Annotated in this window: 22 protein-coding genes; 12 read left to right on the top strand and 10 right to left on the bottom strand. The window is 56.1% G+C overall.

Going from position 1 to position 24,893, the window contains the following annotated elements:
- Nucleotides 1-45: 45 nt before the first annotated feature.
- Genes BM194_RS18990 through BM194_RS18975 form a run of 4 tightly spaced genes read right to left on the bottom strand, consistent with a single transcriptional unit; the run spans nucleotide 46 to nucleotide 3,824 of the window.
- Nucleotides 46-786, bottom strand: a complete 741-nt coding sequence (locus tag BM194_RS18990) for a trimeric intracellular cation channel family protein (protein ID WP_092850179.1) — start codon at nucleotides 784-786, stop codon at nucleotides 46-48.
- 52 nt (nucleotides 787-838) lie between these two features.
- Nucleotides 839-2,146, bottom strand: coding sequence for an amidohydrolase (locus BM194_RS18985; protein WP_092850176.1), 1,308 nt, complete (start codon nucleotides 2,144-2,146; stop codon nucleotides 839-841).
- Between the two features lie 21 nt (nucleotides 2,147-2,167).
- Complete coding sequence (locus BM194_RS18980; protein WP_092850174.1) at nucleotides 2,168-3,619, bottom strand: sodium:solute symporter family protein; 1,452 nt, start codon at nucleotides 3,617-3,619, stop codon at nucleotides 2,168-2,170.
- Entirely contained in the window at nucleotides 3,612-3,824 is a 213-nt protein-coding gene (locus BM194_RS18975; RefSeq protein ID WP_092850172.1) for a DUF3311 domain-containing protein, read from the bottom strand. The genes BM194_RS18980 and BM194_RS18975 overlap by 8 nt, the downstream gene beginning before the upstream one ends.
- 127 nt (nucleotides 3,825-3,951) lie before the next feature.
- On the opposite strand from BM194_RS18975, the gene BM194_RS18970 reads away from it, so the two are divergent.
- Nucleotides 3,952-4,833 carry a LysR family transcriptional regulator gene (locus BM194_RS18970; RefSeq protein WP_092850170.1) on the top strand — a complete coding sequence of 294 codons (882 nt, stop codon included), beginning with the start codon at nucleotides 3,952-3,954 and terminating at the stop codon, nucleotides 4,831-4,833.
- 25 nt (nucleotides 4,834-4,858) lie between these two features.
- On the opposite strand, the gene BM194_RS18965 is transcribed toward BM194_RS18970, so the two are convergent.
- The gene (locus tag BM194_RS18965) at nucleotides 4,859-5,377 is read right to left on the bottom strand and encodes a MarR family winged helix-turn-helix transcriptional regulator (RefSeq protein WP_092850167.1); all 519 of its coding nucleotides are present in this window, start codon (nucleotides 5,375-5,377) and stop codon (nucleotides 4,859-4,861) included.
- 256 nt (nucleotides 5,378-5,633) lie between these two features.
- Between BM194_RS18965 and BM194_RS18960 the strand changes: the two genes are divergently transcribed.
- Nucleotides 5,634-7,523, top strand: coding sequence for an FAD-dependent monooxygenase (locus BM194_RS18960; protein WP_092850165.1), 1,890 nt, complete (start codon nucleotides 5,634-5,636; stop codon nucleotides 7,521-7,523).
- Nucleotides 7,524-7,614: 91 nt separating this feature from the next.
- Nucleotides 7,615-8,643: a TRAP transporter substrate-binding protein gene (locus tag BM194_RS18955; RefSeq protein WP_092850162.1), complete on the top strand. Its 1,029-nt coding sequence runs from the start codon at nucleotides 7,615-7,617 to the stop codon at nucleotides 8,641-8,643.
- Nucleotides 8,644-8,847: 204 nt separating this feature from the next.
- Here the strand turns inward: BM194_RS18955 and BM194_RS20815 are convergent, their stop codons facing one another.
- From BM194_RS20815 to BM194_RS18945, 3 genes are all read right to left on the bottom strand, one after another.
- Nucleotides 8,848-8,979: a putative transporter small subunit gene (locus BM194_RS20815; protein ID WP_218155430.1), complete on the bottom strand. Its 132-nt coding sequence runs from the start codon at nucleotides 8,977-8,979 to the stop codon at nucleotides 8,848-8,850.
- Between the two features lie 57 nt (nucleotides 8,980-9,036).
- A complete protein-coding gene (locus BM194_RS18950; RefSeq protein ID WP_092850159.1) occupies nucleotides 9,037-10,722 on the bottom strand; it encodes a sodium:solute symporter family protein in 1,686 nt (561 codons plus the stop codon).
- A 687-nt stretch (nucleotides 10,723-11,409) separates the two neighbouring features.
- Nucleotides 11,410-13,113, bottom strand: a complete 1,704-nt coding sequence (locus tag BM194_RS18945; RefSeq protein ID WP_092850156.1) for a sigma-54-dependent Fis family transcriptional regulator — start codon at nucleotides 13,111-13,113, stop codon at nucleotides 11,410-11,412.
- 344 nt (nucleotides 13,114-13,457) lie between these two features.
- Between BM194_RS18945 and BM194_RS18940 the strand changes: the two genes are divergently transcribed.
- The 9 genes from BM194_RS18940 to BM194_RS18900 all read left to right on the top strand — a co-directional run bounded on the left by BM194_RS18940 (nucleotide 13,458) and on the right by BM194_RS18900 (nucleotide 23,753).
- On the top strand, nucleotides 13,458-13,832 hold the full coding sequence (locus tag BM194_RS18940) for a c-type cytochrome (protein WP_092850154.1): 375 nt from the start codon (nucleotides 13,458-13,460) through the stop codon (nucleotides 13,830-13,832).
- Between the two features lie 4 nt (nucleotides 13,833-13,836).
- The gene (locus tag BM194_RS18935; protein ID WP_092850149.1) at nucleotides 13,837-14,382 is read left to right on the top strand and encodes a hypothetical protein; all 546 of its coding nucleotides are present in this window, start codon (nucleotides 13,837-13,839) and stop codon (nucleotides 14,380-14,382) included.
- A gap of 33 nt (nucleotides 14,383-14,415) precedes the next feature.
- Nucleotides 14,416-15,966 carry an FAD-binding oxidoreductase gene (locus BM194_RS18930; protein WP_092850146.1) on the top strand — a complete coding sequence of 517 codons (1,551 nt, stop codon included), beginning with the start codon at nucleotides 14,416-14,418 and terminating at the stop codon, nucleotides 15,964-15,966.
- Nucleotides 15,967-16,022: 56 nt separating this feature from the next.
- Complete coding sequence (locus BM194_RS18925) at nucleotides 16,023-16,991, top strand: MBL fold metallo-hydrolase (protein WP_092850144.1); 969 nt, start codon at nucleotides 16,023-16,025, stop codon at nucleotides 16,989-16,991.
- 44 nt (nucleotides 16,992-17,035) lie between these two features.
- Nucleotides 17,036-18,502: an aldehyde dehydrogenase family protein gene (locus tag BM194_RS18920; protein WP_092850142.1), complete on the top strand. Its 1,467-nt coding sequence runs from the start codon at nucleotides 17,036-17,038 to the stop codon at nucleotides 18,500-18,502.
- Between the two features lie 87 nt (nucleotides 18,503-18,589).
- Entirely contained in the window at nucleotides 18,590-19,480 is an 891-nt protein-coding gene (locus BM194_RS18915; protein ID WP_092850139.1) for a SphA family protein, read from the top strand.
- Nucleotides 19,481-20,144: 664 nt separating this feature from the next.
- Entirely contained in the window at nucleotides 20,145-21,353 is a 1,209-nt protein-coding gene (locus tag BM194_RS18910; RefSeq protein WP_092850137.1) for a M24 family metallopeptidase, read from the top strand.
- 53 nt (nucleotides 21,354-21,406) lie between these two features.
- Entirely contained in the window at nucleotides 21,407-23,002 is a 1,596-nt protein-coding gene (locus tag BM194_RS18905; RefSeq protein WP_092850135.1) for a BCCT family transporter, read from the top strand.
- Nucleotides 22,995-23,753: a creatininase gene (locus BM194_RS18900; protein WP_092850133.1), complete on the top strand. Its 759-nt coding sequence runs from the start codon at nucleotides 22,995-22,997 to the stop codon at nucleotides 23,751-23,753. The genes BM194_RS18905 and BM194_RS18900 overlap by 8 nt, the downstream gene beginning before the upstream one ends.
- Nucleotides 23,754-23,787: 34 nt before the next feature.
- Here the strand turns inward: BM194_RS18900 and BM194_RS18895 are convergent, their stop codons facing one another.
- Nucleotides 23,788-24,474, bottom strand: a complete 687-nt coding sequence (locus tag BM194_RS18895) for a LysR substrate-binding domain-containing protein (RefSeq protein WP_092850130.1) — start codon at nucleotides 24,472-24,474, stop codon at nucleotides 23,788-23,790.
- A 76-nt stretch (nucleotides 24,475-24,550) separates the two neighbouring features.
- Nucleotides 24,551-24,893, bottom strand: a 343-nt coding sequence (locus BM194_RS18890) for an integrase core domain-containing protein (protein WP_143097634.1), incomplete at its 5' end; no start/stop codon positions are given.

Below are 24,893 nucleotides of genomic sequence, written 5' to 3'. Positions count from 1 at the left end.
AGAGGGTGGCGGCGTCTTTTGTCGTGATGTCCCGTCAGGACGAGGTTATCTACGACGCCGCCCGGGGGGAATCATGCGCACGCGGGCTTTCGAGCGGCGCCGGCTGGCCGGTTCGCTATCTATTCCGGCCGCGTCGTCAGCGGCCTGGTGTGGTGCTGGCGCGGATGGCGTGGTAATCCAGGCAAACACCGGCAGGGAAAGGTGCCAGTAGATTGCACTCAGGCGCAATCCCAGGATTACCAGAATACCCAGGATGCTGGTCAGGTAGGCATGGATGGCCAGACCGCTCAGCACGACGTAGGTGCAGGCGCCTGCGATGGAGGCGGTGGCGTAGATTTCCTGGCGCAGGACCATCGGTACACGACGGGCCAGCACGTCGCGCAGCATGCCACCTGCAACGCCAGTCAACAGCCCCATCAGTACCGCGACGATACCGGCATGGCCCAGCGTCAATGCCTTGTGGGCACCGATGATCGAAAACAGCGCCAGGCCGAAGGCATCCAGCACCGGTAGCACGATCCGCGATAGCCGGTGAATGTAATGAAAGCCCACGATCGACAGCGCGACGGTGGCGATGATCACCCACAGGTAGGTTGGATCGTTGACCCAGAACACCGAGCGCACGCCGAGCAGCAGGTCGCGCAGCGTGCCGCCGCCGATGCCCGTCACGGCCGCCAGCACCAGCATGCCGAAAGGATCCATCCGTGAACGGCAGGCGATAATGATCCCCGAAAGCGCAAAGACAATCACGCCCGCCAGGTCCAGCCAGTAGATCCATCCTGCCACTCAAGCTTCCTCTATTGGTTAATTCTCGGTAGAGCATCTCATCAAGGCACAATCAGGCCGAGCGAAGAAATGTTAATGCCCCGGATGCCATGGCCTTCATGCCAGCTTTCAGGGTCGCTATCTGACCGGGGGCATAGTAAGGGGAATGGGGCATTTCCAGGTGCGCCATCTTATCGGCAACGCTCTTGCCCGGCGTATCGTGCCAGCGCGCCTCGTCGATTGTACCGATAAACCAGTAGACGTAAGGAATGTCCTCCCCGGTGAAACCGCCCGCCTGGGCATTGCCGAAATAGGCAAAGTCCTCGCTGGCGTTGAGTCGCGGCATGTCGAAAAGATTCTCTTCACCGAAGGCCTCAGCATGGCCTTGGCGGATGCGCGCGACGCTGGACGCGTCGTTGGCGAGCGTGATGGTCTCGGAGAGCACATGAAATTCCGGTGCCTTGGGCGAGCACCCGGCCTCGCATTCGGCACGCACGATACGCCGGATCGCTTCCACGACCTGACCATGCAACTCATCGTCGAAGCTTCGGACGTTGATTTCCATTTCGGCGCTGTGCGGGATGATGTTCCCCTGGGTACCGGCATGCAACTTGCCCACCGTGACGACTACCGCCTGGTCGGGTGGCACTTCACGCGAGACGATGGCCTGTAGACGAGTGACGACATGCGCTGCGATCACCACCGGATCGACGGTTTGCGCCGGCATCGAGCCATGGCCGCCGGCACCATGGATGGTAACGCCCAAGGTCGTGGCGGCGGCCATCGCCTGGCCGGCAATATGCCCGACCGTGCCGGCCAGGGCCGGCATGTTGTGCTGGCCGAGGACGATATCCGGACGGGCGAAACGTTCATACAGGCCGTCATCAAGCATGGCGCGGGCGCCACCGAAGATCTCCTCGGCCGGCTGGCAGACCAGCATTACGGTGCCTCGCCAGTGCTCTCGGAGGCTCGTCAGCACGGCAGCGGCGCCCACCAGGCAACTGCTGTGCAGGTCGTGGCCGCAGGCGTGCATTACTGGTACCTGCTTTCCATCCGGCGTCTCGGCGACTTCCCGGCTGGCAAAACCCAGGCCGGTTTGTTCCTCGATGGGCAGGGCATCCATATCGCCACGCAGCATCACGGTGGGGCCTTCGCCGTTGCGTAGCAGCGCCACCACCCCGGTCCGGCCCACGCCGCGTGTCACTGTATAACCCAAGGCTTCAAACTTATCGGCGAGCCGGGCACTGGTCCTGTGCTCCTGAAAGGGTAATTCGGGATACTGGTGCAGCTGGCGATACAGACAATAGACATCGTCGTAGGCGTGCTCGACCTGCCGGTCGATAGTCTCTTTCAGAGCGGGAATTGGACGCGCATAAGTCATGGTCATCTCCACTGTGTCGTATCAGGCGGTGGCGTTGTCTTGCTGGGGCGTGCTGGCCGAGACCGACTGCCATACGGCAATGGCGGCCAGGTTCAGGCACAGGCCCCATACGCCTGGATGCCAGCCGAAGGGCGAATCGACCAGGAACTGGAAGAACAGGAAGACCAGGCTGCCCAGGGCGGCACCGGCCATTACGCTGGCCCGCTTGAGACGCGGGAAGAACAGCGCTCCCATGACCATCGGCATCAGCTGCACGATCAGGCCATAAGCGCCGAGCAACAGCAGGACCAGTGAGGCGGGATTGAACAGGGCGATGACGTAGGCCACCAGCGACAGGCCCAGCACGCTCCAGCGGGTCACATTCACTGCCTGTGCGTCACTGGCCTGGCGCATGACGGTGGTGCCCAGCACGTCACGGGTCAGCACCACGGCAGCGGTATGTGCGAGATTGGCACCGGTCGACATTGCCGCGGCCAGGGCACCGGAGAGCATCAGCCCGATAACCCATGGCGAAAAGTCGGCAACGTCCATCACGATCTTGAGCAGGACGGTATCGGCGCGCTCCAGGGGCGAGTCGGCGAAGGCTAAAATCCCGGCGAAGCCGATAAACATCAGCGGCACCAGCAGATAGGCATAGAGTGGGTAGAAGACGCTGACCTTGCGCAGGCTACGACCGCTGTCGGCGGAGTAGAACTTCATGAACAGGTGCGGCCACATGGAACCGCCGAAGGCGCTAATAAGGATGGCCGTGCTGAAGGCGCCCCAGCCCATGCCGGTAGCGCCGGGCATAGTCAGGTACTGCGGCATTTCGACCTGGAGCCGGGCGAACATTTCACCCACCCCGCCATACAGTCGCTCGGATACCGCCAGTCCCAGGAACCAGGCGATGGCGATCATCATGATGCCCTGGACCAGGTTGGTCCAGCCGATACCGCTCAGGCCGCTGCAGAAGACGTAGGCCGCCACGACGACGAAGGCCAGGAAGGCTCCCAGCCAGAAGGGCACCAGCCCATCGGTCGCCGCCTGGAACAGCAGGCCGGCGCCGGCAATCTGGATGGTCAGGTAGGGCAGCAGGGCGACCACGCCGATCAGCCCAGCGAAGACGCCCAGGCCCTTGCTGCGGTAGTGATCGGCGATCATGTCGGCCTGGGTCAGGTAGCCGCGGCGTCGCCCCAGCTCGGCCACGCGGGGGCCCATGACCCAGATTGCGATGGGCATGAGCCCCAGGTAAGCGAGGATGTAGAACGCAGGTGACCCATGCTGGTAGGCCCAGCCCGGTGCGCCGAGAAAGGCGAAGGCCGAGAAGATTTCGGCGCCGAGAATGAAGAACAGGATGACCACGCCGACGTGGCGACCGCCGGCCACGTAACCTTCCAGGCTGGAGCTGCTCTGTCCTCGAGCGCGCAGGCCAACCCACAGCACCATGAGCAGGTAAGCGAGCGTCATGCCGGTAACGATGAGGGAATCAGTCATGGCGGTCACCTCCGTGCTGCTTGAGGTAAGCCAGCCACATGCCGACGAACAGGATCAGCATCCACAGGACGTACCAGAAGAACAGGAAGGGCAGCCCGAGCACGGTAGGCTCGATGCGGTTGGCGATCAGTGCCCCTGGCCAGATCATTGCCAGGGTGCACAAGGTGAAGTGCTGGGTAAGTAAGACAAGGTAGCGCTTGGCCATGGGTTGGCTCCGCACTCGCCACGGCGAGTCATTGTTGTGGGTTGTCAATCCACTATGGGACACTGCCGCCCATCAAAAAAATATCGTTTATCGATGGCAGTGATGCCGTATCGGCATGGAGTAGGGAATGGAATTTCGTCAATTGCATTACTTCGTGGCCGTGGTCGAAGCAGGCTCGGTATCGGCAGCCAGCCGGAAGGTTCATGTGGCGCAGCCGGCCGTGACCCGCCAGATCAAGCTGCTGGAAAGCGAACTGGAGACTCCGCTCTTCGATCGGCATGCGCGTGGAATGCAACTGACCGTCGCTGGGCGCGCCCTCTATGACGATGCCCGCGAGTTGCTGGGTCGCCGCGAACAGATCAAGGCACGCCTGTCATCGCTCGGTAGCGGCCTGACCGGCAGGCTGAGTCTGGGGATTACCGTGACACACTTGTGGGTACCGCATGTCGCCAGGCTGCTTGGCCGCTACCGTCAGCGCTACCCGCGTGTCGCTTTCGAAGTCTTTCCCTTGCTTTCCGGCCCCCAGCTCGAGCGTCTCAGGGAAGACCGGCTGGATGCCGGCATACTCTATCTCGATAGCGATGCCCAGCCCGGGTTAGTGACACACCTGCTGCATCGCGACCACCTGATCCTGGCGGTGCCGGAAACGTCGCCCTGGGCCGCGTCTCCACCCCGGCGACTCGAGGAGCTTGCCGATGAGGATTTCGTCTGGGGCTTTCGCCATGTCTCGCCCGGGTACTTCGATCGCGTGACGGCGCATTTCCAGCGTCACCACTTCCATCCGCGGGTAGTGCAATATGGCGCCGACAACATCGCGATTCTCAGCATGGTGGCCGCTGGGCTGGGAATCGCCATCGTCCCAGCCGCCAGCAGTTGGCACCCCATGCCGGGGATCCGCTTTCATAGAATGGACGAACTCGACGAGTGCGACATGCCGCTGTGGGTCGCCTGGAAGCAAGGGAATGAATCACCGGCCCTGAAAAACCTCATCGACATGGTTGATGCGTGACGGCGTAAGTGAGCGCAGCACCGCATTACCCAGCGAAATTGATCGGCACCCGGCTCAAGTGATTGTTCTCGTCGGCCAGCGTCTGGAGCAATCTGCACAACGTTTCGCGCTCGCTCTCGCTCAGTGGCGCGAGTATCTCTTTCTGTACCTCAGCCACGGCCGGCTCGACGTCGTGGCGTAGGCGTATGCCGTCTTTGGTCAAGGTGACCTGCATGGACCGGCGATCCCTGGGGTTGCGCTGTCGGGTCACCAGGCCTCGCTCTTCCAGCTTGCGTACGACGACCGCGACCGTGTTGCGATCCAGTGCCGTAGCCCCCCCTAGAGTGATCTGGTCGATTGGCCCCTTTTCCTCGAGGGCGCACAGGATGATGTATTGCAGCTGCGTCAGTTGATATGCCTCACATTTGCGCAAGAAGATGGCGACGCTGATCTGATGGCAGCGTCGCAGCAGATTGCCTGGCAGAACGCTGGCTTCCGAAAGTGGAGAAGAGATTGGGGCTGGGGTGGGCGTGTAGGACGATCCCGAGGACGAATGACGTGCCATGAAGCTTGCCTGTTTCGGTAGTCTGGCAGCGGAACCTGGTAGGTGCCGTTGCGTAGGGCGATGGCTGAACACTTCACGATATTACATGGCTATGCCCTGGGCTCGCGACCAGTGAACGAAGCATGCTTGGTAGAAAGTCTAATTGTTTCGCGCTAAATCGATCACAATACTGACTATCACTAATGTGATAATCAGGCCGATGGCGCCAGTTTACCTCTCCTATGCAAACCCGTACCTAGCGGGATGGAGCTGACAAATGCAATATTTCCTCGACGGCTATCGCAGTGGCAATCCACGGATTCAACCCGCCGCCGAAGGGCGCAGCACCGACCAGGGGCCGCTACCTGAGGAGGTCGAGGTGCTGATCGTCGGTACCGGCCCCGCCGGGCTGCTGCTGGCGGCACAGCTCTCCAGTTTTCCGGATATCGTCACACGTGTCGTGGAAAAGGCCGAAGGCCCCCTCGAGGTGGGGCGCGCCGATGGTGTAGCCTGTCGCACGGTAGAGATGTTCGAGGCCTTTGGTCTGGCCGAGCGAATGATCGCCGAGGCCTACTGGATCAACGAGACCCATTTCTGGGGGCCTGATCCTGGGCACAAGTCGCGTATCACAAGGCTCGGCCGTGTTCAGGACGTGCGTGACGGGCTCTCCGAGTTCCCTCACGTGATCGTCAACCAGGCCCGACTGCTCGATTTTCTGCTGGAGTACATGTACCACTCATCCAGCCGGCTACAGGTCGATTACTGCCACGAAACGCTCAAGGTGGAGGTGCCCGAGGCCGCCGACGAGCGGGTCAGCGTGACCCTCAATACACCGAACGGCGAGAAGACCGTGCGTGCCAAGTATGTGGTTGGATGTGATGGTGCGCACAGCGTCGTACGTCAGTCCATCGGACGGGTGCCCCAAGGGCACGGCGAAGACAAGGCGTGGGGCGTAATGGATGTGCTCGCGGTGACCGATTTTCCGGACATCCGCTTCAAGTGCACCATCCAGTCTGCCGAGGCAGGCAACATCCTGCTGATCCCTCGCGAGGGCGGCTACATGGTCCGGCTGTACGTCGACATGGGTAACATCGCCCCGGACGCTTGGCTGACCCAGGAACAGGTCTTGGAAAAGGCCCAGGCTGTCCTGGCTCCCTACCGGTTCGAGGTAAAGGAGACGGCCTGGTTCTCTGTGTACCGTGTCGGTCATCGGGTCACTGACAAGTTCGACGATGTCGATCATGAGCAGGTGAACAATCGTACGCCGCGGGTCTTCATCGCGGGCGATGCCTGCCACACGCATACCGCCAAGGCCGGTCAGGGCATGAACGTGTCGATGCAGGACACCTTCAACCTGGGCTGGAAACTGATCTCGGTGCTGGAGGGGCGTAGCCCAGCCAGCCTGCTGCATACCTACAATGCCGAGCGTCACGTCATCGCCGAGAATCTGATCGAGATGGATACCCGCTGGTCGCGGGCGATTGGCGCAGCTCAGGACTCCGACGACCCGCAGGCCGCCCTGAAAGGGCTGGCCGAGGTGCAGCGCCAGTTCGTCACCAATAGCGAGTTTACCGCGGGGTTCGCTACTCACTACTCGCCCGGTTTGCTTACGGGTGACGACACCTACCTGGGGCTGGCTACCGGTTTTCCGCCGGGATGCCGGTTCCACTCGGCCGAGGTGATTCGGCTCGGCGATGCCAAGCGAGTCCACCTCGGCCATGTCCACCGCGCCGATGGCCGCTGGCGGCTGTATGCCTTCGCTGACATGGTCGACCCGCGAAGCCTGGGCTCGCGTTTCAATGCCTTGATGGCTTTCCTGGCCAGCGAGGCGTCACCGATTCGCCGCTATACCCCAAAGGGCGCCGATCCGGATGCAGTCTTCGATGTCCACGGCATCATCCAGCAGTCCCATCTGGAGGTCGACTGGGCCGAGATGCATGACTTCCTGCGACCGCACAAGGGGCCCTTGGGGCTACAGGACTACCAGAAGATCCACGCTCCTGTGCTGGGCACGGATCAGGACATTTTCGATCTACGCGGCATCGATCGCGGAGCTGGTGCGCTAGTGGTGGTACGCCCGGACCAGTACGTCTCCCTGGTGCTGCCACTCGATGGCTTCGAGGAACTCACCCAGTTCTTCTCCCGCTTCATGCTGGAGCCGAGCTAACAGCCGAATGATCGGAACCTCATTTCGTCATGCGAAAACTGTTTGCTGTGCAAGCTGTTTCACAACACGACAAGAACCTCTCGGAGGAATCATGAAATACAAGCTCATTGCCTGCCTGCTATCAGCCTCCGTCACTGGACTGACGACGGTCTCTGCGCAGGCGGCCACGACCCTGCGATTCGCGCATTTCTTCCCGGCCGCCTCGGCGGTCCATCAGGATCTCTACCAGGCTTGGGCGAAATCCGTGGAGGAGGCTTCGGGAGGGGAGCTACGTGTAGAGCTGTACCCCTCAGGCACCTTGGCCAAGGCTGAATCCATCTATGAGGCGACCGCCAGCGGCATCGCTGATGTCGGTTCCACGGTCCAAGGCTACACTGCGGGACGCTTCCCGCTGAGCCAGATTGTCGAGTTGCCCGGGGTGGCACCCACAGCCGAGGTTGGTGCCTGCGTGCTACAGACCCTCTACGACGAAGGCCTCCTGGACGAGGAGTATGGCGATACCCGTCCACTGTTCATGTTTACCACCGGGCCGGGTTTTCTTCATACCAAGGAGACCCTGGTGGAGACCCCCGAGGACCTGCAGGGGCTACGTGTTCGTCGCCCCACCGCCTTGGTCGGCGACATGTTGACCGACATGGGTGCCATTCCGGTCGGCATGCCGGCCCCGGATATCTACACCGCCATGCAGCGTGGGGTAATCGATGGCGTCAGCCTGCCCTGGGAGGGCGTTAATACCTTCCGCCTCAATGAGCTGACTACCCAGCATACCCAGGTGCCGTTCTACTCGCTGGGTCTGATCGTCACCATGAATAAGCGGACCTACGAGCGCTTGGGCCCTGAGCAGCAGGCGGTAATCAATGACCACTCGGGCATGGCCTGGGCCGAGAATGCCGGCGAGGTCTTCGGGCGTCTCGATCGCGAGGGCAAGGAGAAAGCCGTCGAGGCCGGTCATACCATACTCGAGATCGACAACCCTCTAGAGAATGCCGACTGGCAGCAGCCCTTGGAGAAGGGCATCGAGCAGTACCTGAGCAAGCTCGAAGGGCGGGGCCTGCCCGGGCGCGATGTTTACGAGGCGGCGCTGGACGCTCGGGACGCCTGTATCACCGAAGAGAAGTGATCCCGCAGTTATTATCACGGAAACAGGCCAGCCATTGGCTGGCCCTGGTCGGGCTGCTCGGTTAGCAAAGTGTGATCAAACTGCTCGAACGGTCTTTTTTCACCGAGTTATAAATTCAAGGATTTCTAATTAAGCGCTGTGCTCCTTTCGGGGCACAGCGCTCTGTTTAGCCTTGTGGGTCGCGGTTAGTTAAGTAAAGCGGACTCAAACCAAGTCACGTTTCTCTTCTCTTGCAACACGCATATCACGCAACACGGCGCGACAGATCAGAGTCAGCACGCCCAAAGTCAGGATGGGCCAAATCAGTACGTAGCTGCCGTAAATCAAGGTCTGCATGGGAAACTCCTGTGTAGTTATAGGCCTGCGAGCCGCCGCCAACGCAGGCACATCGATTCATTTCTGGGAAGCCAAACCTCCGGTCAGGGCACCTTCGGGTGTGACATCCTGGTCCAGATGGTCATCGTAGTCACTGACCTTTTCCTTGATGGTAGAGAAATCGAAGCGCTGCTGGCCAAGCAGGCTTATGACAGTACAGACAAGGGTGCTGGCACCGTACGCGGTCAAAGAGGAGAGCAGTACGGTATAGTCCCGTAGGAATCCAGTCGCCAGCGTTACCATGGCGAGGAAAGCGAGGATACCGGTAATGGTTCCCACGGTGCGGCCAAAGAAGCCAAAGGCCATCAAGCCGATAATCACTCCGCCACCGATGCTGGCAAGCAGTTCGAAGGCAAGCCCTGTTACTCCTGACATGGTCACCAGCTCAAAGCGAGCCACACAGAATAGGAGCATGGCGACGATTACCGAGATAGTAAAAGCAGCATTGGTGACGCGGTTCCAGAAGCAGCTGGCAATGACCGGAAACACGATGGCTCCCCACAAGGCACCAACGAACACCAGCATCACCAGGATATCCAGAGAGAAGCTGGCAAAGACGATACCGACAACTGTCGCCACGATCATGGTCAAGCGTCCGATGAAAAGCATACGTGCTGGGTCGGCCTTATCTTTGGCGATGTTCTTGCCATAGACGTCTGCCATCATGATGGCAGAAAGCGCTGACAGGTCCGAGTCAGCGGTAGAAGACAGCGAGCCGATAACCAGTATGAAGAATAGCGCAATGAATACCGGGGGCAGGTAGCTGGAAACCATCTGCGGAATCAGGTTGTTCATATCGCCGTTCAAGGGTTCGACGCCGAGGGTCAGCGCCAGTAGGCCAATCATGCCCAACCCGATGACAATGGCTCCGTAGCCTACGGTTGCTGTGATAAATGTTGGCTTGATATGTTCTTCGTTGACTGCAAATAGGCGCTGGGAAATGGTCTGGTTACCGATGGCATAGGCCAGCACGGCGACGAAGAAAGGCGCCCCCTGGTTGAGGATGGCCTCCATGGAAAACAGGTTAGCCTGCTCCGCTGTCAGATTGTCCAGGCCGGCAACCATCTCGCTGGGCCCGCCCATGGCGAACAGCACTGCAGGAATGATCACGATGGCAATCGCCATGAGCGCGACCAACTGGGCGAAATCGGTGAGTACAGAAGCCCGAAAGCCTGACCATAGCGTATAGCCCAGCACGCCAAGCCCCGCAATGATCACGCCAGCCTGAAATGAGAGCGGGGACAATACCGATACCAGTGCGCCAGCTGCAGTGAAGTTGACCATCAGACTGATGATACTGCCCAGGACATTGGAGAAGGCCAGAATCAGTTGACTGGATGAGCCGTGGCGAGCATGGATCAACTCGCCTAACGTATGCGCATTAGGAGCCAGCTTGCGGAAGCGGCGCCCGAAGGGATAGATGAACAGGATCATCAATGCCCCCCAGAGGCCATAATGCAGCGGTCCCGAGACACCATAAGTGTAGCCGGAAGTAGCAGCCGCATAGAAGGAGGCTGCCCAAATCCAGGTGGCGGTCATGCTGGCCGAGCCAATGCCAAATCCGACTCGATGATTGGATACCATGAAAGCGTCGGTATCTTCTTTTTTCTTGCGTATCTTTAATGTCAATAGATACGTTCCGCCATAAAAGGCGAGCAGTAGTAATAGCACCGTCATGGTGGAGAATTGATACAATTCGTTCATGGTAAAGTCTTTTCCAGGTCCGGTGTGCTGATAACAGGCATGCCTTTAATCAGCACATAGTCATGCCTGACCATCCAATGAGATGGCCGAAATCTTTTCCTGCACGCGTTAAATTCAGCCCCGTTCCTTCCAATAAAAATGAAGGGGCGGCTGGTTTTATGCCGAGAGAATTGCTCCGGCGGTGCGGAAGGCGGCTTACTGTGAGGTAGCTGGCAGGACGCTAAGGATCGCCCTTGTTACGCAAGGCAAACAGGACGCTAGGGTGTGAATAAGCTAATGATGAGGCGCTGCAAGCAGCGAAGTGTGTCGACATGGATTCCCTCTCTATCGATGGCGTCGGGGACGTTCGAAAGCGCCGGTGATCCAGTCCTCGTCAGGGCGAGACTAGGTTTATCCGAAGAATTTTTCATGCAAGCTTTTCGAGCAATTAAGCATAATACTGATTAATGAGCGGTCTGTCTAGTATAAGCGTCAATAAACGATACGTATTTTGTTGTACTAACAGCCGGCTTGAGACGTTAATATACAGCAAGTTGCTGTATAGTATGGATTTTTATGAAGGTGTGTGTCTTGTATTTATTAGATTTTTTGTATTTTATATCGAAAATTGACTCTGGGAAATTAATGATTTATTCAAGAAAAGGGAGTGGTAAAGCGCCGCAAGAAGTTAAGATTTATTATGTCAGGTCACCGCCTCGTTTTCTTTAGTCGATAAGCGAATGCTGCACGAGTCATGCCTAATTGACGAGCTGCGGCTGCAATGTTTCCATCATGCTCCTTGAGAGCTTCCTCGATCAGTGTCTGCTCGATCTCTTCGAATGGTATGCCGGCCTCCAGTAAGGAGCGTACCAAGTGTCGCCGAGAGGGTGGAGTCGATCCCTCTTGCAGATCCAGCCTGCCGTGGCTTGCCAATCGTTTCCCTTTCTCACGATCCGGTGTCGCGATGGGCTGTTGTCCGAAGATAGCACGCTCGGTGATACGCTTGTGATCTCCGGTCAGGATTACACCGCGCTCAATGGCATTCTTGAGTTCGCGAATATTGCCTGGCCAGGCATGGTAACTCATTGCAGCCAAGGCCTGGTCTGAGAAGCCCAGGGTGCGGCGTTGATAATGGCATTCGAAATGGGCCAGGAAATGGTCGGCCAAGTGGGGAATGTCTTCGCGCCGTTCACGTAATGGTGGAACTGTCAGGGTGACAGTATTGAGCCGATAGTATAGGTCCTTGCGAAATGTGCCTTCTTCGACTCGGTCAGTGAGATTGTCGTGTGTGGCTGCGACGATCCGTACATCGACATTGATAAGGCCCTGGCCGCCGACGCGCTCTATCTCGTGTTCCTGAAGCACTCTCAGCAGCGCTGCCTGGGCTCGGGGAGACAACTCCGCGAGTTCATCGAGAAATAGCGTTCCTCCATGTGCGCGTTCGAAGCGTCCTTGGCGGCTTCGCGTCGCTCCCGTGAAAGCCCCCTGTTCGACGCCAAAGAGTTCGGCTTCGATGAGTTCGGCTGGTATCGCAGCGCAATTGATCGCGATAAAAGGACCATTGACCCGAGGGCTGTTGTCGTGGATTCGTCTGGCCAGGATCTCCTTGCCTGTACCGGTCTCGCCCAGGAGAAGGATGGGAACCTCGGAAGGCGACACACGATCCAGCATGCCCAGCATGTCGCGAAACGCAGGTGTCGTGCCTATGGGTTCCCAGCTGGCGCGTCCGCGAGTACGGGCAATGTCGTCCTCCAGTGTTGCGATACGTTCTTGAAGTTCGTACAGCTCATCAATCAACGGATCTGCCCGGAACTGGCTGGCAAACGTCTCGTGGTCCTCCCATTCGTGGGCTAATTTGCCGACGATGCGGCACTGCGCATCCCCACAACCCCGGCACTCGACTTCACGAAACTGCACCTCTCGCCCGATGAGGTGGGTGGCGTAGGCGCAGGCATAGCCTAACAGTGTCCAGCATACCGGGGCGGGTTGAGGGCCCTCCGAGCGCCACACGTCGACCTCAAAGGAGCCTTTCCAGATGAACTCGCTATAAAAGCGGTCATTATCGAGATCGATGTCGAGAGAGATGGGCTCGGCCTTAACGTGTCCCTGTAGCGCATGCAACTGCGGCCCGGCGAGATAGCTTTCTTCGAGACGCTGTGTTCTGTCACGTAGTGCATCGCCCAGTTCGGCATCCTGCAGGCCGGAATAGTACCCAAGCCGCATGAAGATTCCCTTGGCGCGCTCAATACCCAAGTTGGTAACCAGTTCTTCCCGAAAGAAACTCGAAGCCTGAAGCGGCATTAGCAGCATACGCTGCTCTCCTAACCAGATTTGGCCATCTTCCGGCAGAAAACGTAGAGCCCCAATCAAGTCTTGAACACTGGGATAGAGCGGTGGGCGTTGGGTCGTCATAGGGCGGCAGGCGTATCAGTCGCTTCGCAGGTGTCAGCATATCATCTCCCACCAAGTGGCAAACCCATGTCTACTGACAATCCAGTTCACCATTTCGTGATGCCTTGATGATTTGCGTCACCCATTTCGTTGCCTGCAATTGCCTCTTAAACCCAGGGCGAGTCGATTTAACCCACTAACTCGCTGACCTCAGGCAATTTTTATTTTTCGGCACATTTATTGAGAGTCCTATAGCAGTAGTTTGGAATGCTAAGTCTTTGATTTATACGAAAGTATAAGAAGTGGCGGCCCGTGTCGTGTGGCTTGGACCGCTCGAAAACCCCTGATGAAAAGGCTGAACGTTCATGAAATCACGAACAATGTTCCCGCAATGTCGGCATGGCAGTGTGGCTGCTGCCTTGACGATTGCTCTGGCTGGGGCCTCTTTGCCGGTATTTGGTGATTCATCTAAAGAAACCGTGCGAGAGCCCGCAGAGATTTATCGCCAGGTGTGCTCGCACTGCCATGCTCCGCAGTACGGTGTTGGCCCCGAGATCACTATCGCTTTTCCCGAGGCTGCGTGGGAGGCGAGAGGAAACTATATCCGAATGACGGTACGCAATGGCCGTGCCGCCATGCCGGCCTTCCGTGAGGCCAAGATCAGCGATTCCGAACTCAATGGCTTGATTCGTGCGCTGGTCAGCGGAGAGCTGGATGATGCGCCGATTGTTAAGGAGTAGCGCCATGAACCTGACACGTCGGCAGCTCTTGAAGAATGGCCTGCTATTAGGTGGTTTCGCTCCTTTTTCCATCGGAGCCGCCTGGGCTAGCCAGCTCAGTTCGGGTATTGCATCGCGACATGGCGAGATCGGCCTGTACGGTAGTGGAAGTTCGGCTACCAAATTGGGGTTGGGATTACGCCAGCAGGGCTGGACTCCCCGCTACGAAGGCCACCTGGATCCACTTTCCCTGAACTCCCTGCCCAGCGGCGCTCTGGTGACTGGCTTTACCGACGAGGCGGGCCTAGTGCTGCTGACCAGTTTGCTGGCCGGGCGAGGCCGAATCCTGGCCTTGGGCCGTCACGAGGCGAGGGGTGACTACTTGGTGAGTCACCGGGGACCCGTTACGCATTTGCAGGCAACGGAAGGCGAAAGTTGGCAGTTCGCGCTGGGCGAGGCATACGCCCGCCTGGCGTTGGCGGGTACTGCTGGCCGCTATGCTCGCCGGTTTCCGCGCTTGGAGATCGTTACCGACAAAGGCAGCGAATTGAGCTTTCTGGTCAGGCTCTGACCCTCCTGATCACAACAATCTAGAGATGAATCCATGAGTACATCACCGCGTATTCTCCCCAAGGGCGTGGCCGAGGCTGACTTCGATACAGCCCTGGCGCGCTTTCGCGACATACTTGGCGCCGATAGTGTCCTGACCGAGAGCGATCAACTGGCACCCTATACCAAGATCATGATGGCCGGCGATGATCAGGACTACATTCCGTCAGCAGCGTTGCTGCCGACCACTACCGAGCAGGTGCAGGAAATTGTGCGCACCTGCAATCAATACAAGATACCGATCTGGACGATCTCTACCGGCAAGAACCTGGGGTATGGCTCTGCCGCCCCCGGCGAGACCGGCCAGGTGATGCTCGACATGCATCGCATGAACCGGATTCTCGATGTCGATCCCGACGTCTGTACGGCGCTGCTCGAGCCCGGCGTGACCTATCAGCAACTCCACGACTACATCAAGGAGAACGACCTCAAGCTGTGGCTCGACCCGCCGGCTCCTTCGGCGATTGCCGGCCCGGTGGGCAACACCCTGGATCGTGGTGTGGGATACACGCCCTATGGGGAACATTTCATGTTCCAGTGCGGCATGGAGGTGGTGTTGGCCAACGGTGAGGTGGTACGCACCGGGATGGGCGGCATCGAGAATTCCAGCTCCTGGCAGGTCTTCAAGTGGGGGTATGGGCCGTATATCGATGGTCTCTTCACCCAGTCCAACTATGGCATCGTCACCAAGATGGGCCTGTGGCTAATGCCCGAACCGCCGGCCTATCGCCCTTTCCTGATCCAGTATCAGGATCCCGAGGATATCGAGGAAATCGTCGATGTGCTGCGCCCGTTGCGCATTGCCCAGATTATCCCTAACGCCGTGGTTATTGTGCATACCCTCTGGGATGCAGGCACCCATGTCACGCGCAAGGAGTACTACGACGGCAACGACTCCATTCCGCGTGAAGCTATCGATCGCATCAAGGCTGATCAGGGTATCGGCGAATGGAACGTTTATGCAGCACTCTACGGCACGCCGGAGCAAATCGACGTCAACTGGAAGATCATCGAGCAGGCTTTCGGTGCGAGTGGCAAGGCCAGGCTCATGTATGGCGAGGAAGCCGAGAAGCGGGGTGGGGGATTTTCCTATCGCTCGGCGCTGATGAAAGGTGACATGAACCTGCAGGAGTTTGGCCTTTACAACTGGCGTGGCGGCGGCGGCTCCATGTGGTTCGCTCCGGTATCCCAAGCCAAGGGCAGCGAGACCAGGGATCAGACCGAACTGGCGCAGCAGATCCTCGGCAAGTACGGCTTCGACTACGTGGCAGAATATATCGTCGGCTGGCGTGACATGCACCATGTGATCGACCTGCTCTACAACCGCCAGGACCCGGAGGAGACCCAGCGCGCCCATGCCTGCTTCAGTGAGCTGATCGATGAGTTCGCCAAGCGCGGCTACGGCATCTATCGCACCAATACTGAGTTCATGGAAAAGGCCGCCGGTACCTTTGGTGAACCGTTGCGTGAGGTTCACAGGACCTTAAAGAGAGCCTTGGACCCCAACGGCATTCTCTCACCCGGCAAGTCCGGCATACGCCTGTAAGCCCATCGGGACACGGGAAATCGACGAACAATAACGAAACCGCAGGAGAGCCCAGCATGAGAAAAGCGGTTACATCATTATCAATCCTTATCCTGACAGGGGCGTTGATTGGCCAGCACGCCATGGCTGAGCGCCAGCCTAATCAGGCTGACCAAAGTGAAACCACTGTGGTCATGCTTGGCACAGGGACTCCGGTGCTTAACCAAGAGCGCGCTGGCCAGTCCATTCTGATCGTAGTCGACAAGGAAATGTACTTGTTCGATGCCGGGCCGGGGTTCGTCAAGAATTTCGACGCCTTATCTGGCAAGGACTTCATGCCTGAGGACATCTATTTCAGCAATGATTCTGTCTATGGTGCAATGAACAAGGTGTTTCTCACGCACCTCGATTCCGATCACGTGATGGGCATGCCGGAGCTGATGCTGCGTCCTTGGATCATGGGCCGCAGCGAGCCGATAAAGGTCGTCGGCCCCAAAGGCACCGAGGAAATGACTACTCATGTTCTTGAGGCCTACCAGGCTGACATCGGACACCGTCTGCACGGCACCCAGCCGGCCAATTCAGAAGGTTTCAAGGTTGAAGTCACTGAAATCAGTGGGACCCAGGTGGTTCATCAGGACGATAGAGTAACCATTACCGCATTCAAAGTGCCCCATGGTAGCTGGGCGGATGGGATGGCATTTGGTTACCGGGTTGAGGCGCCGGATAAGACCGTGGTGATCAGCGGCGATACCCGCCACGACCAGGCTCTCTACGAATACTTCGAGGGCGCCGATATTCTCATCCATGAAGTGATGAGTGAGCAGGGCGTCAGCCGTCTATCCCAGGATTGGCAGGATTACATGTACCACGCCCACACCAGTGCCCAACAGCTAGCGAAAATCGGTCGGCATGTCGAACCTGAACTACTGGTACTGAATCATCCGCTCTTGTTTGGCCAGAGTGATCAGCAACTGAGCACTGAGATGGCGAGTTACTACGAAGGCGAGTTCGTGTTGGCCAACGATCTGGACATTTATGAATAAGGAGGCCATGTCCAGCTGTGTCATGGCCTCATGGAGGAGCCGGAATGACTGTCCATTATACTGACTTTTCTCTACAAACTATCGCCGGTGAGTGGCGTAAGGGGCGCAGCGAGCGCCACCTGACAGTTACCAACCCCTACAATCAAGAGGCGTTAGTGACCATTCCGCTCGCGACCCGCGAGGATCTCGACGAGACCTATGTGACTGCGGAGAAGGTCCAACCGGCTTGGGCTGCAACATCGCCGAGCGAGCGGGCCGCATTGATGCATCGGGTAGTCGCCATCTTTGATGCGCGCAAGGACGAAATCATCGACTGGCTGATTCGTGAGTCCGGCAGTACCCGGCTCAAGGCCAATGTAGAATGGGGCGCCGCTCGCGCTATTACTCAGGAAGCGGCCAGTATGCCAAGCCGCGTGCATGGCATGACCCTAGACTCCAACGTGCCGGGTAAGGAGAACCGTGTCTATCGCAAGCCGTTGGGGGTGGTCGGGGTGATCAGTCCGTGGAACTTCCCGCTGCACCTCTCACAACGCTCGATCGCGCCGGCACTAGCGCTAGGTAATGCGGTCGTTGTCAAGCCGGCCAGCGATACGCCGGTGACGGGGGGACTGTTGCTAGCGAGAATCTTCGAGGAGGCGGGGCTGCCAAGCGGAGTGTTGAGCGTAGTAGTCGGTGCTGGCAGCGAGATCGGCGATGCGTTCGTCGAGCACCGTGTGCCGCGCATGATTTCCTTCACCGGCTCGACACCGGTGGGGCGACGTATCGGCAGTATCTGCAGCGGCGGGGAACATATCAAGAAGGTTGCCCTGGAACTGGGCGGCAATAGCCCCTTCGTAGTGCTGGACGATGCCGACCTCGACCAGGCAGTGGATGCGGCTGCCATGGGCAAGTTTCTGCATCAAGGCCAAATCTGCATGGCTGTCAACCGGATCATCGTCGACGAGGCTCGTTATGATGACTTCGTTGAACGGTTCATCAGCAAGGTCAGAGCGCTTCAGGTCGGTGACCCGAATGACATGGCCACTGTGGTCGGGCCAGTCATCAATGCTAGGCAACGCGAGGGTCTGGAAGCAAAGATAGCTACCGCTAGGCAAGAAGGCGCCACGGTGCTGCTCGACGGTCCCATCAAGGGGCAGTTAGTTGCGCCGCATGTGTTCGGTGACGTAAGTCCCGAGATGGAGATCAGCCGTGAAGAGATCTTCGGCCCGCTGGTAGGAATCCAAAAGGCCCGTGACGAGGCGCATGCCCTAGAACTGGCCAATGCCAGTGAATATGGCCTGTCGAGCAGCGTCTTTACCGCAGATATTGAGCGTGGCTTGCGATTCGCGCAGGACATCAAGGCAGGGATGACACACGTCAATGACATGCCGGTCAATGACGAAGCACATGTCCCCTTTGGCGGAGAAAAGAATTCGGGGCTGGGCCGCTTCAACGGTGACTGGGCCATCGAAGAGTTCACTACCGACCACTGGGTCAGTGTCCAGCATCGGCCGCGTCATTATCCCTTCTGAACCGAGCGCATTGGCTCGATGCCGTCTTTTCGGCATCGGGTCCTTTTCCAAGAATAAAGCCGAACGAGTCCGATGATGAAAAGAACGATGGTGTTGTCCCGCTTGGGGATCGCACTGGCTAGCGCTGTGTCTGGTAATACTGCTCTGGCAGCCAATGGCCACTATGTTCCCGGCGTGGAAGGGTTGGGAGGTCCCGTGCTTCCCCCGCCTGGCTTTTACTATCGCGGGTACGCCGTCAACTACGACATAGATAGCCTGCGTGATGAGCAAGGACAAGCTATACCGGGAGAGAATTCCGGGACAGTCAATGCGCTAGTGAGCCGCTTCGTGTGGGTGACGGATAAGACCGTAGTTGGCGCGAATTATGGTGTCGAAGCGATCATTCCCGTGCTCGAAACAGATCTGGCGTTTGATGGGGTCGGCCTGAGCGATGACGACAGCGGGATCGGAGATATTTATCTGGGGCCGATAGTGCTGGGGTGGCACGGCCCACAATGGGATGCCGTGTTTGCTGCAGGTATGTGGTTCGACACGGCGCAGTTCAGCCAGGACGAGCCGGCTTCAGTTGGCAAGGGCCATCGAACCACGATGCTGACGCTGGGCGGAACATGGCATCTGGACGAGGCGCGTCGCTGGTCCCTGTCGGCCTTGGCGCGCTACGAGGTAAAGACCGAACAAAATGAGACCGGAATCACCCCGGGCGATAGCTGGCTCGTGGAGTGGGGCTTGGGTCGTCGCTTTGCGAACGGGGTTGAACTTGGCCTGGTGGGCTACGATGCCTGGCAGCTTGAGAGCGATAAGGGTACCCCTGCTGCGCTTGCCGATAACAAAGCCGAGGTACATGCTTTCGGCATCGAGGCGGGACGGTTCTGGCCACAGTTAGGGGTTGGACTGAAAGCCGCTTATTACAACGAGTACGAGTCAGAAAACGATACTCGTGGCGACATGCTGCGTCTTCAGTTGACCAAGGCATTCTGAATTATTCTATAAATCGAGGCCAAGAATAATATCTCTCGTAAATCTATCCTATTTATCACCTGCCTCATTCGAACTCATAACGGGGTAGGGTGGCTGGCGCATGATCTCGTGAATGCTTGGCTAATGGCTGGCTAGCCGCAATACGCCGGAGGGTGGCTGTGAAGATGCATCCACCCCTCCCCGTTGATCTTTTTGTGAAATTTCTCGTTAAGTCTTTGAAATATAAAAGCATAAAGAAAGGAAATGACCTGATTTGGACTAGTTATTTGCTTGTCCGTCAGCGCATGGCGATAGTCAATGCAACAATGAATAGAGAACGTGATATGGCATTGTGCGCTTTGGTATTTAAAGTCAAGTCAAGTCAAGCTCAGGCGAAGGCCTGATTCCTAAAGGCCTGAGGAGAGATGTCATATCTACACTAAGAGTCAATAAAACCTATGCTGCCAGTCTATCAGGGGTTGGAGTAGTAGGTTTTGATATTGAAGTCGAGGAGGAGGAGTTTGCCCATATAGTCAATGTTATCAAGATATTGGAAAAGAAGTACGCTCTAGCTCTTTTCGAGTTTTCAGAGAAGAGCGTTTCGGAAAATAAAAGTACTGTTTCAGTAAAGGTAGATAATCAGCCTGTGCTGAATATTGCGTAATAATATACAAAGGTGTTAACAATGCAGCTGCCATCCCTTATCGAAATTCCGAACGGTGCTAAAGTTACTCCGACATTCTCTGACGAAGAAATGCGGGGGCGTCTCGACAAGCTTAGAAGCTACATGTCAGCGAACGATGTCGAAGCCATTGCATTAACTTCTTATCACAATATTAATTATTTTAGCGATTTTGTTTATTGCAAGTTCGGTCGTGATTACGGCCTTGTTGTAACGCAGGACAGCTTCACGACGGTCACTGCCAATATTGACGGCGGGCAACCGTATCGTAGGAACCGTTTGGGAGACAATATTGTTTACACTGATTGGCAAAAGGATAACTTCTTCAAAGCCATCAAGCAGTTGTGTGAGGGCAAGAAGCGCATTGGCGTAGAGTACGATCATCTGACCCTGCAGAATAAGGCCAAGTTGGCCGATGCACTAGGGGAAGTTGAAATGGTCGATATTGGCGTACCGACCATGAAAATGCGGATGGTGAAATCGGCCGAGGAAATAGCTCTCATTCGGCAAGGCGCTCGTATTGCCGACGTCGGTGGCGTGGCGGTGCGAAACGCCATCGCGGCTGGTGTGCCGGAGTATGAAGTGGCGCTTGCCGGACAACAGGCCATGGTACGTGAAATCGCCAAGACCTACCCCAACAGCGAATTAATGGATACCTGGGTATGGTTCCAGTCGGGAATCAATACCGATGGGGCACACAACCCAGTGACCTCTCGTCGTGTACAGCCTGGCGACATTCTTAGCCTGAATACTTTTCCAATGATCTCAGGTTACTACACTGCGCTTGAACGCACCCTGTTCTGCGAGCATGCATCCGATGAGCACCTGCGCTTGTGGGAAGTCAATTGCGAGGTTCACAAGCGTGGTCAGGAGCTGATCAAGCCGGGTGTGCGTTGTTGTGATATTGCTCACGAGTTGAATGAAATTTTTGCCAAGCACGATTTGTTGAAATACCGTACCTTTGGCTATGGCCACTCGTTTGGCACTCTGAGTCATTATTACGGTCGTGAGGCAGGGCTTGAGCTGCGAGAAGATATCGAGACAGTGCTGGAGCCAAATATGGTCGTCTCCATGGAGCCGATGATCATGGTGCCCGAGGGCCTGCCTGGGGCGGGGGGATATCGTGAACATGATATTTTAGTGGTTCATGAGGGAGGGGCGGACAATATTACCGGCTTCCCGTATGGCCCGCAGCACAATATCGTAAAATAGCAATATCCCAGGGGAGCCCAGCTCCCCTTTTACATAGAAGGGAGAATAAAACAATGATACTCCATTCCAGCCCCTTTAAAGGGGTGAATATCTTCGTGACCATAATGTCTTTGATCGTGGTGGGGGCCTTCATAGTTTCTGCTATCCTGTTTCCTGACGCCACGACCGCTGTCATTGATCGTGGCAGAACCTATGTCACCTATTATTTCAATTGGTGGTATGTGGGGCTCGCGTCATTTTTTCTCTTCTTTCTGTTGTGTTTGGCATTTAGCCGCTATGGTAGTTTGAAGCTTGGTCGCAGTGACGATAAACCAGAGTTTGGTTATTTTACTTGGTTCGCAATGCTTTATGCGGCGGGGCAGGGGATAGGCATTATATTCTGGTCGATCGCCGAACCGATCATGCACTTGTCACAAGGTACGCCTTTTTCTTCGGCGGTAAGCAATGCTGAGGCGGCTACGGTTGCCATGCGGCTTGCCTATTTTCATTGGGGGCTTAATGCTTGGGCAATCTACTGCATTGTAGCGCTTGCCTTGGCACTGATGGCTTATCGATATGGAAAACCGTTGAGCATTCGCTACACCTTGTATCCTTTATTTGGAGAGAAAGTGAATGGCTGGGTTGGTAACCTCATCGATATCGTTGCTATCTTTGCCACACTCTTTGGCATTGCCACATCCTTGGGGCTTGGTGTTCAGCAAATTAACTCTGGGCTTAATTCTTTATGGGGTGTGCCTGTTTCAAGCCAGATACAGGTAATCCTCATTGCCGTCATTTCTGTGCTGGCGCTCATTTCCGTGCTAACGGGGCTCAAGCGAGGCATAAAAATACTCTCCGAAGCCAACATGTGGCTTACCTTCTTGATATTGGCCTTCTTCTTCATATTTGGGCCTACCCGTTACATTATTAATGGTTTCTTCGATTCCCTGGGCGATTATGTACAGAATTTAGTCCCCTTGAGTCTATATTCCGGTGCCAACCTGGTTGCTGATAATGCGCAGGGATCCTGGAAGGATCTGTGGCAAGGTTGGTGGACCATTTTCTATTGGGGCTGGTGGATGTCATGGTCTCCTTTCGTAGGTGTCTTTGTTGCCAGGGTATCCAAGGGAAGAACAATCCGTGAGTTTATCTTTGGTGTCGTTGGCGTATCCTCATTGTTGTCATTCGTCTGGCTTTCTGCCTATGGAGGATCGGCGATCTATGTCGAGCTGTTTGGTCAGGGAGGTATCTCCCAAGTAGTCAGCCAAGACCTTTCACTAGCCCTCTACGCTACGTTCGATGCCGTCGATGCCGGGACGGTGGGCACTTTGGCCGCTTTCTTCGGTACCATACTGGTCGCTACCTATTTTATAACGTCTTCTGACTCAGGAACGCTGGTATTGACGACGATCCTTAGTGAGGGCAACCCGCATCCTCTGGCTCGCCACCGTGTCTTCTGGGGAGTGATACAAGGCGTGATCGCGGCTGTGTTGCTGCTTGCTGGGGGGACGTGGGCATTAAGTACATTGCAAACAGCAGCGATCCTGTCCGCCTTGCCTTTCTCTATCATCATGCTTCTAATGGCATACTCGATCTATAGGGCAGTAAACGAAGAGGTTAACCAGTACTCTTTTTCGAATGAAACAAATCGGAGTTCTGAAAATGGATAATGTTAAAATCGAAGAAATGGACTGGATGACCTATCGTGATCTGGTAAAAACCGGGGAGAAAAAAATCATAATACCCGTGGGGGCCATAGAACAACATGGTCCGCATATGTCACTGAATCCCGACGTTCTTATTCCCGAATATATAGCGAAAGAGGTCGCGAAAAGAACAAGTTCCGTTCTTGTTGCGCCAGCCATTAGTTATGGCTATAAATCGCAAGTAAAGTCGGGTGGGGGTAACTTTTTTCCTGGCACAACCTGTGTGTCTGGCAGCGCATTGGAAAACTACGTTTATGATGTCATGCATGCTTTTGTAGAGCATGGTTGCCGAGAGATTGTCTTGTTGAACGGTCATTTTGAAAATTCGGCATTCATTGCCGAGGCTGCGGACAGGTTGGCAAAACACTTTGGAGGCAAGGGCATAGATATAAAAGTTTTTATGCTTTCTTATTGGGATTTCGTGGGCGAGGAAATCATTGCCAAGATATTTCCGGAAGGCTTTACCGGTTGGGCAGTTGAGCATGGCGGTATTCTAGAGACCTCGATCATGCTGTGTATCCATCCTAAGCTTGTCAATATGGACAAAGCCGTTCATATTGAACCAGCGGTATTTCCTCCCTATGATGTTTTTCCTCCTGAACCTTCATGGGTACCTTCATCAGGTACCTTGTCATCCCCAGTTGGTTCTACAGCAGAAAAGGGGGGGATTATCCTCGAGGAATGTGTAACCAAGATTTCCAATATATTTGAGTAAATGGTTTTAAATATAGCCAGGCTGTTCAGCTTGGCTATATCTCATTCTTTTCCATGTTTGCGATGCCGGCTCTTAGAAAATCAAGCACGCGTTGTGCAGCAGCACCGAGTTCATTCTTTTTATAATATAGGCCAATGGAGACTTGCCCAAGTGGTGGCAATATAGGGCTGTAGTTGCAGCTTTTCATCCTGCTCGGGACCGTAGAGTGGGCCATTACGGTGACGCCTAGCCCTGCTTCCACCGCGGATAATAGCCCCAGCAGGCTGGGGCTGGTGTAAACTATCTTGTAGGAAAGACCTTTCGAAAGCAAAAGGGTTTCCGTCATGCTGCGATAAACACACCCTTGTGGGTAGGTGATCAATGGTATGCAATCTTCAAGTTCAAGTTTGTAGTCATGTGCCATTACCCATTCCAGCTGCTCGACGCGATAATCGCGACTATCGCGACTATCGCGACTATCGCGACTATCGCGGCTGTCGGTGGGGTTTATGTTTTCCATGACCAGAATTATGTCATAGAAGTGCTGTTGATAACGCTGCTGGATTACCTTGCTTATTTCACAGTCCACTTCAACTGAAATGTTGGGGTAGGTTTTTGAAAAGCTTCGCAACACTTTTGGCAAAAAGGCTAGTTCAAAGTCATTGGGAATGCCCAGGCGGACCTTGCCGGAAATATTTTCGCCTCTTATTTTGTTGATTATCTCATCGTTTATTTCAAGCATTTTTTTGCTGATGTATAAAGATATTCCCCATCAGCAGTCAGCGTCAGGCTTGTTCCGCGCAGAAACAGCTTGGTGCCTAGGTGTCGGGGCCCGGATGATTAATTACGCGTTTCCAAAATAATTCGGGCCGGTCCTTCTGCCATTGCTTCATTGCACCGACCGGCGTCTGATGATGCAAGGCCTTTTGATTGATGTGGTGGTTATAAAGCCAGTTGTAGCGTTTGAGTGTGGTTTCCAGATCTTCCCGCGAGTCGAACCGATGCGTATTCAGGATGTCGCTCACGCGGCCATTGAAACGCTCCACCATGCCATTGGTCTGTGGCCGGTAAGGCGGGATCAGCCGATGGTCGATGCCATGCTGGCGACAGAACCGGTCCACCCGGTGCTTGCCGCTGGGCTGACGCTCGCCGCCCGCGGCG

This window comes from Modicisalibacter xianhensis (genome assembly GCF_900113605.1).
GTDB lineage: Bacteria > Pseudomonadota > Gammaproteobacteria > Pseudomonadales > Halomonadaceae > Modicisalibacter > Modicisalibacter xianhensis.
The sequence above is the reverse complement of the archived record's forward strand: the minus strand, read 5'-3'. Positions and strand labels throughout refer to the sequence as shown.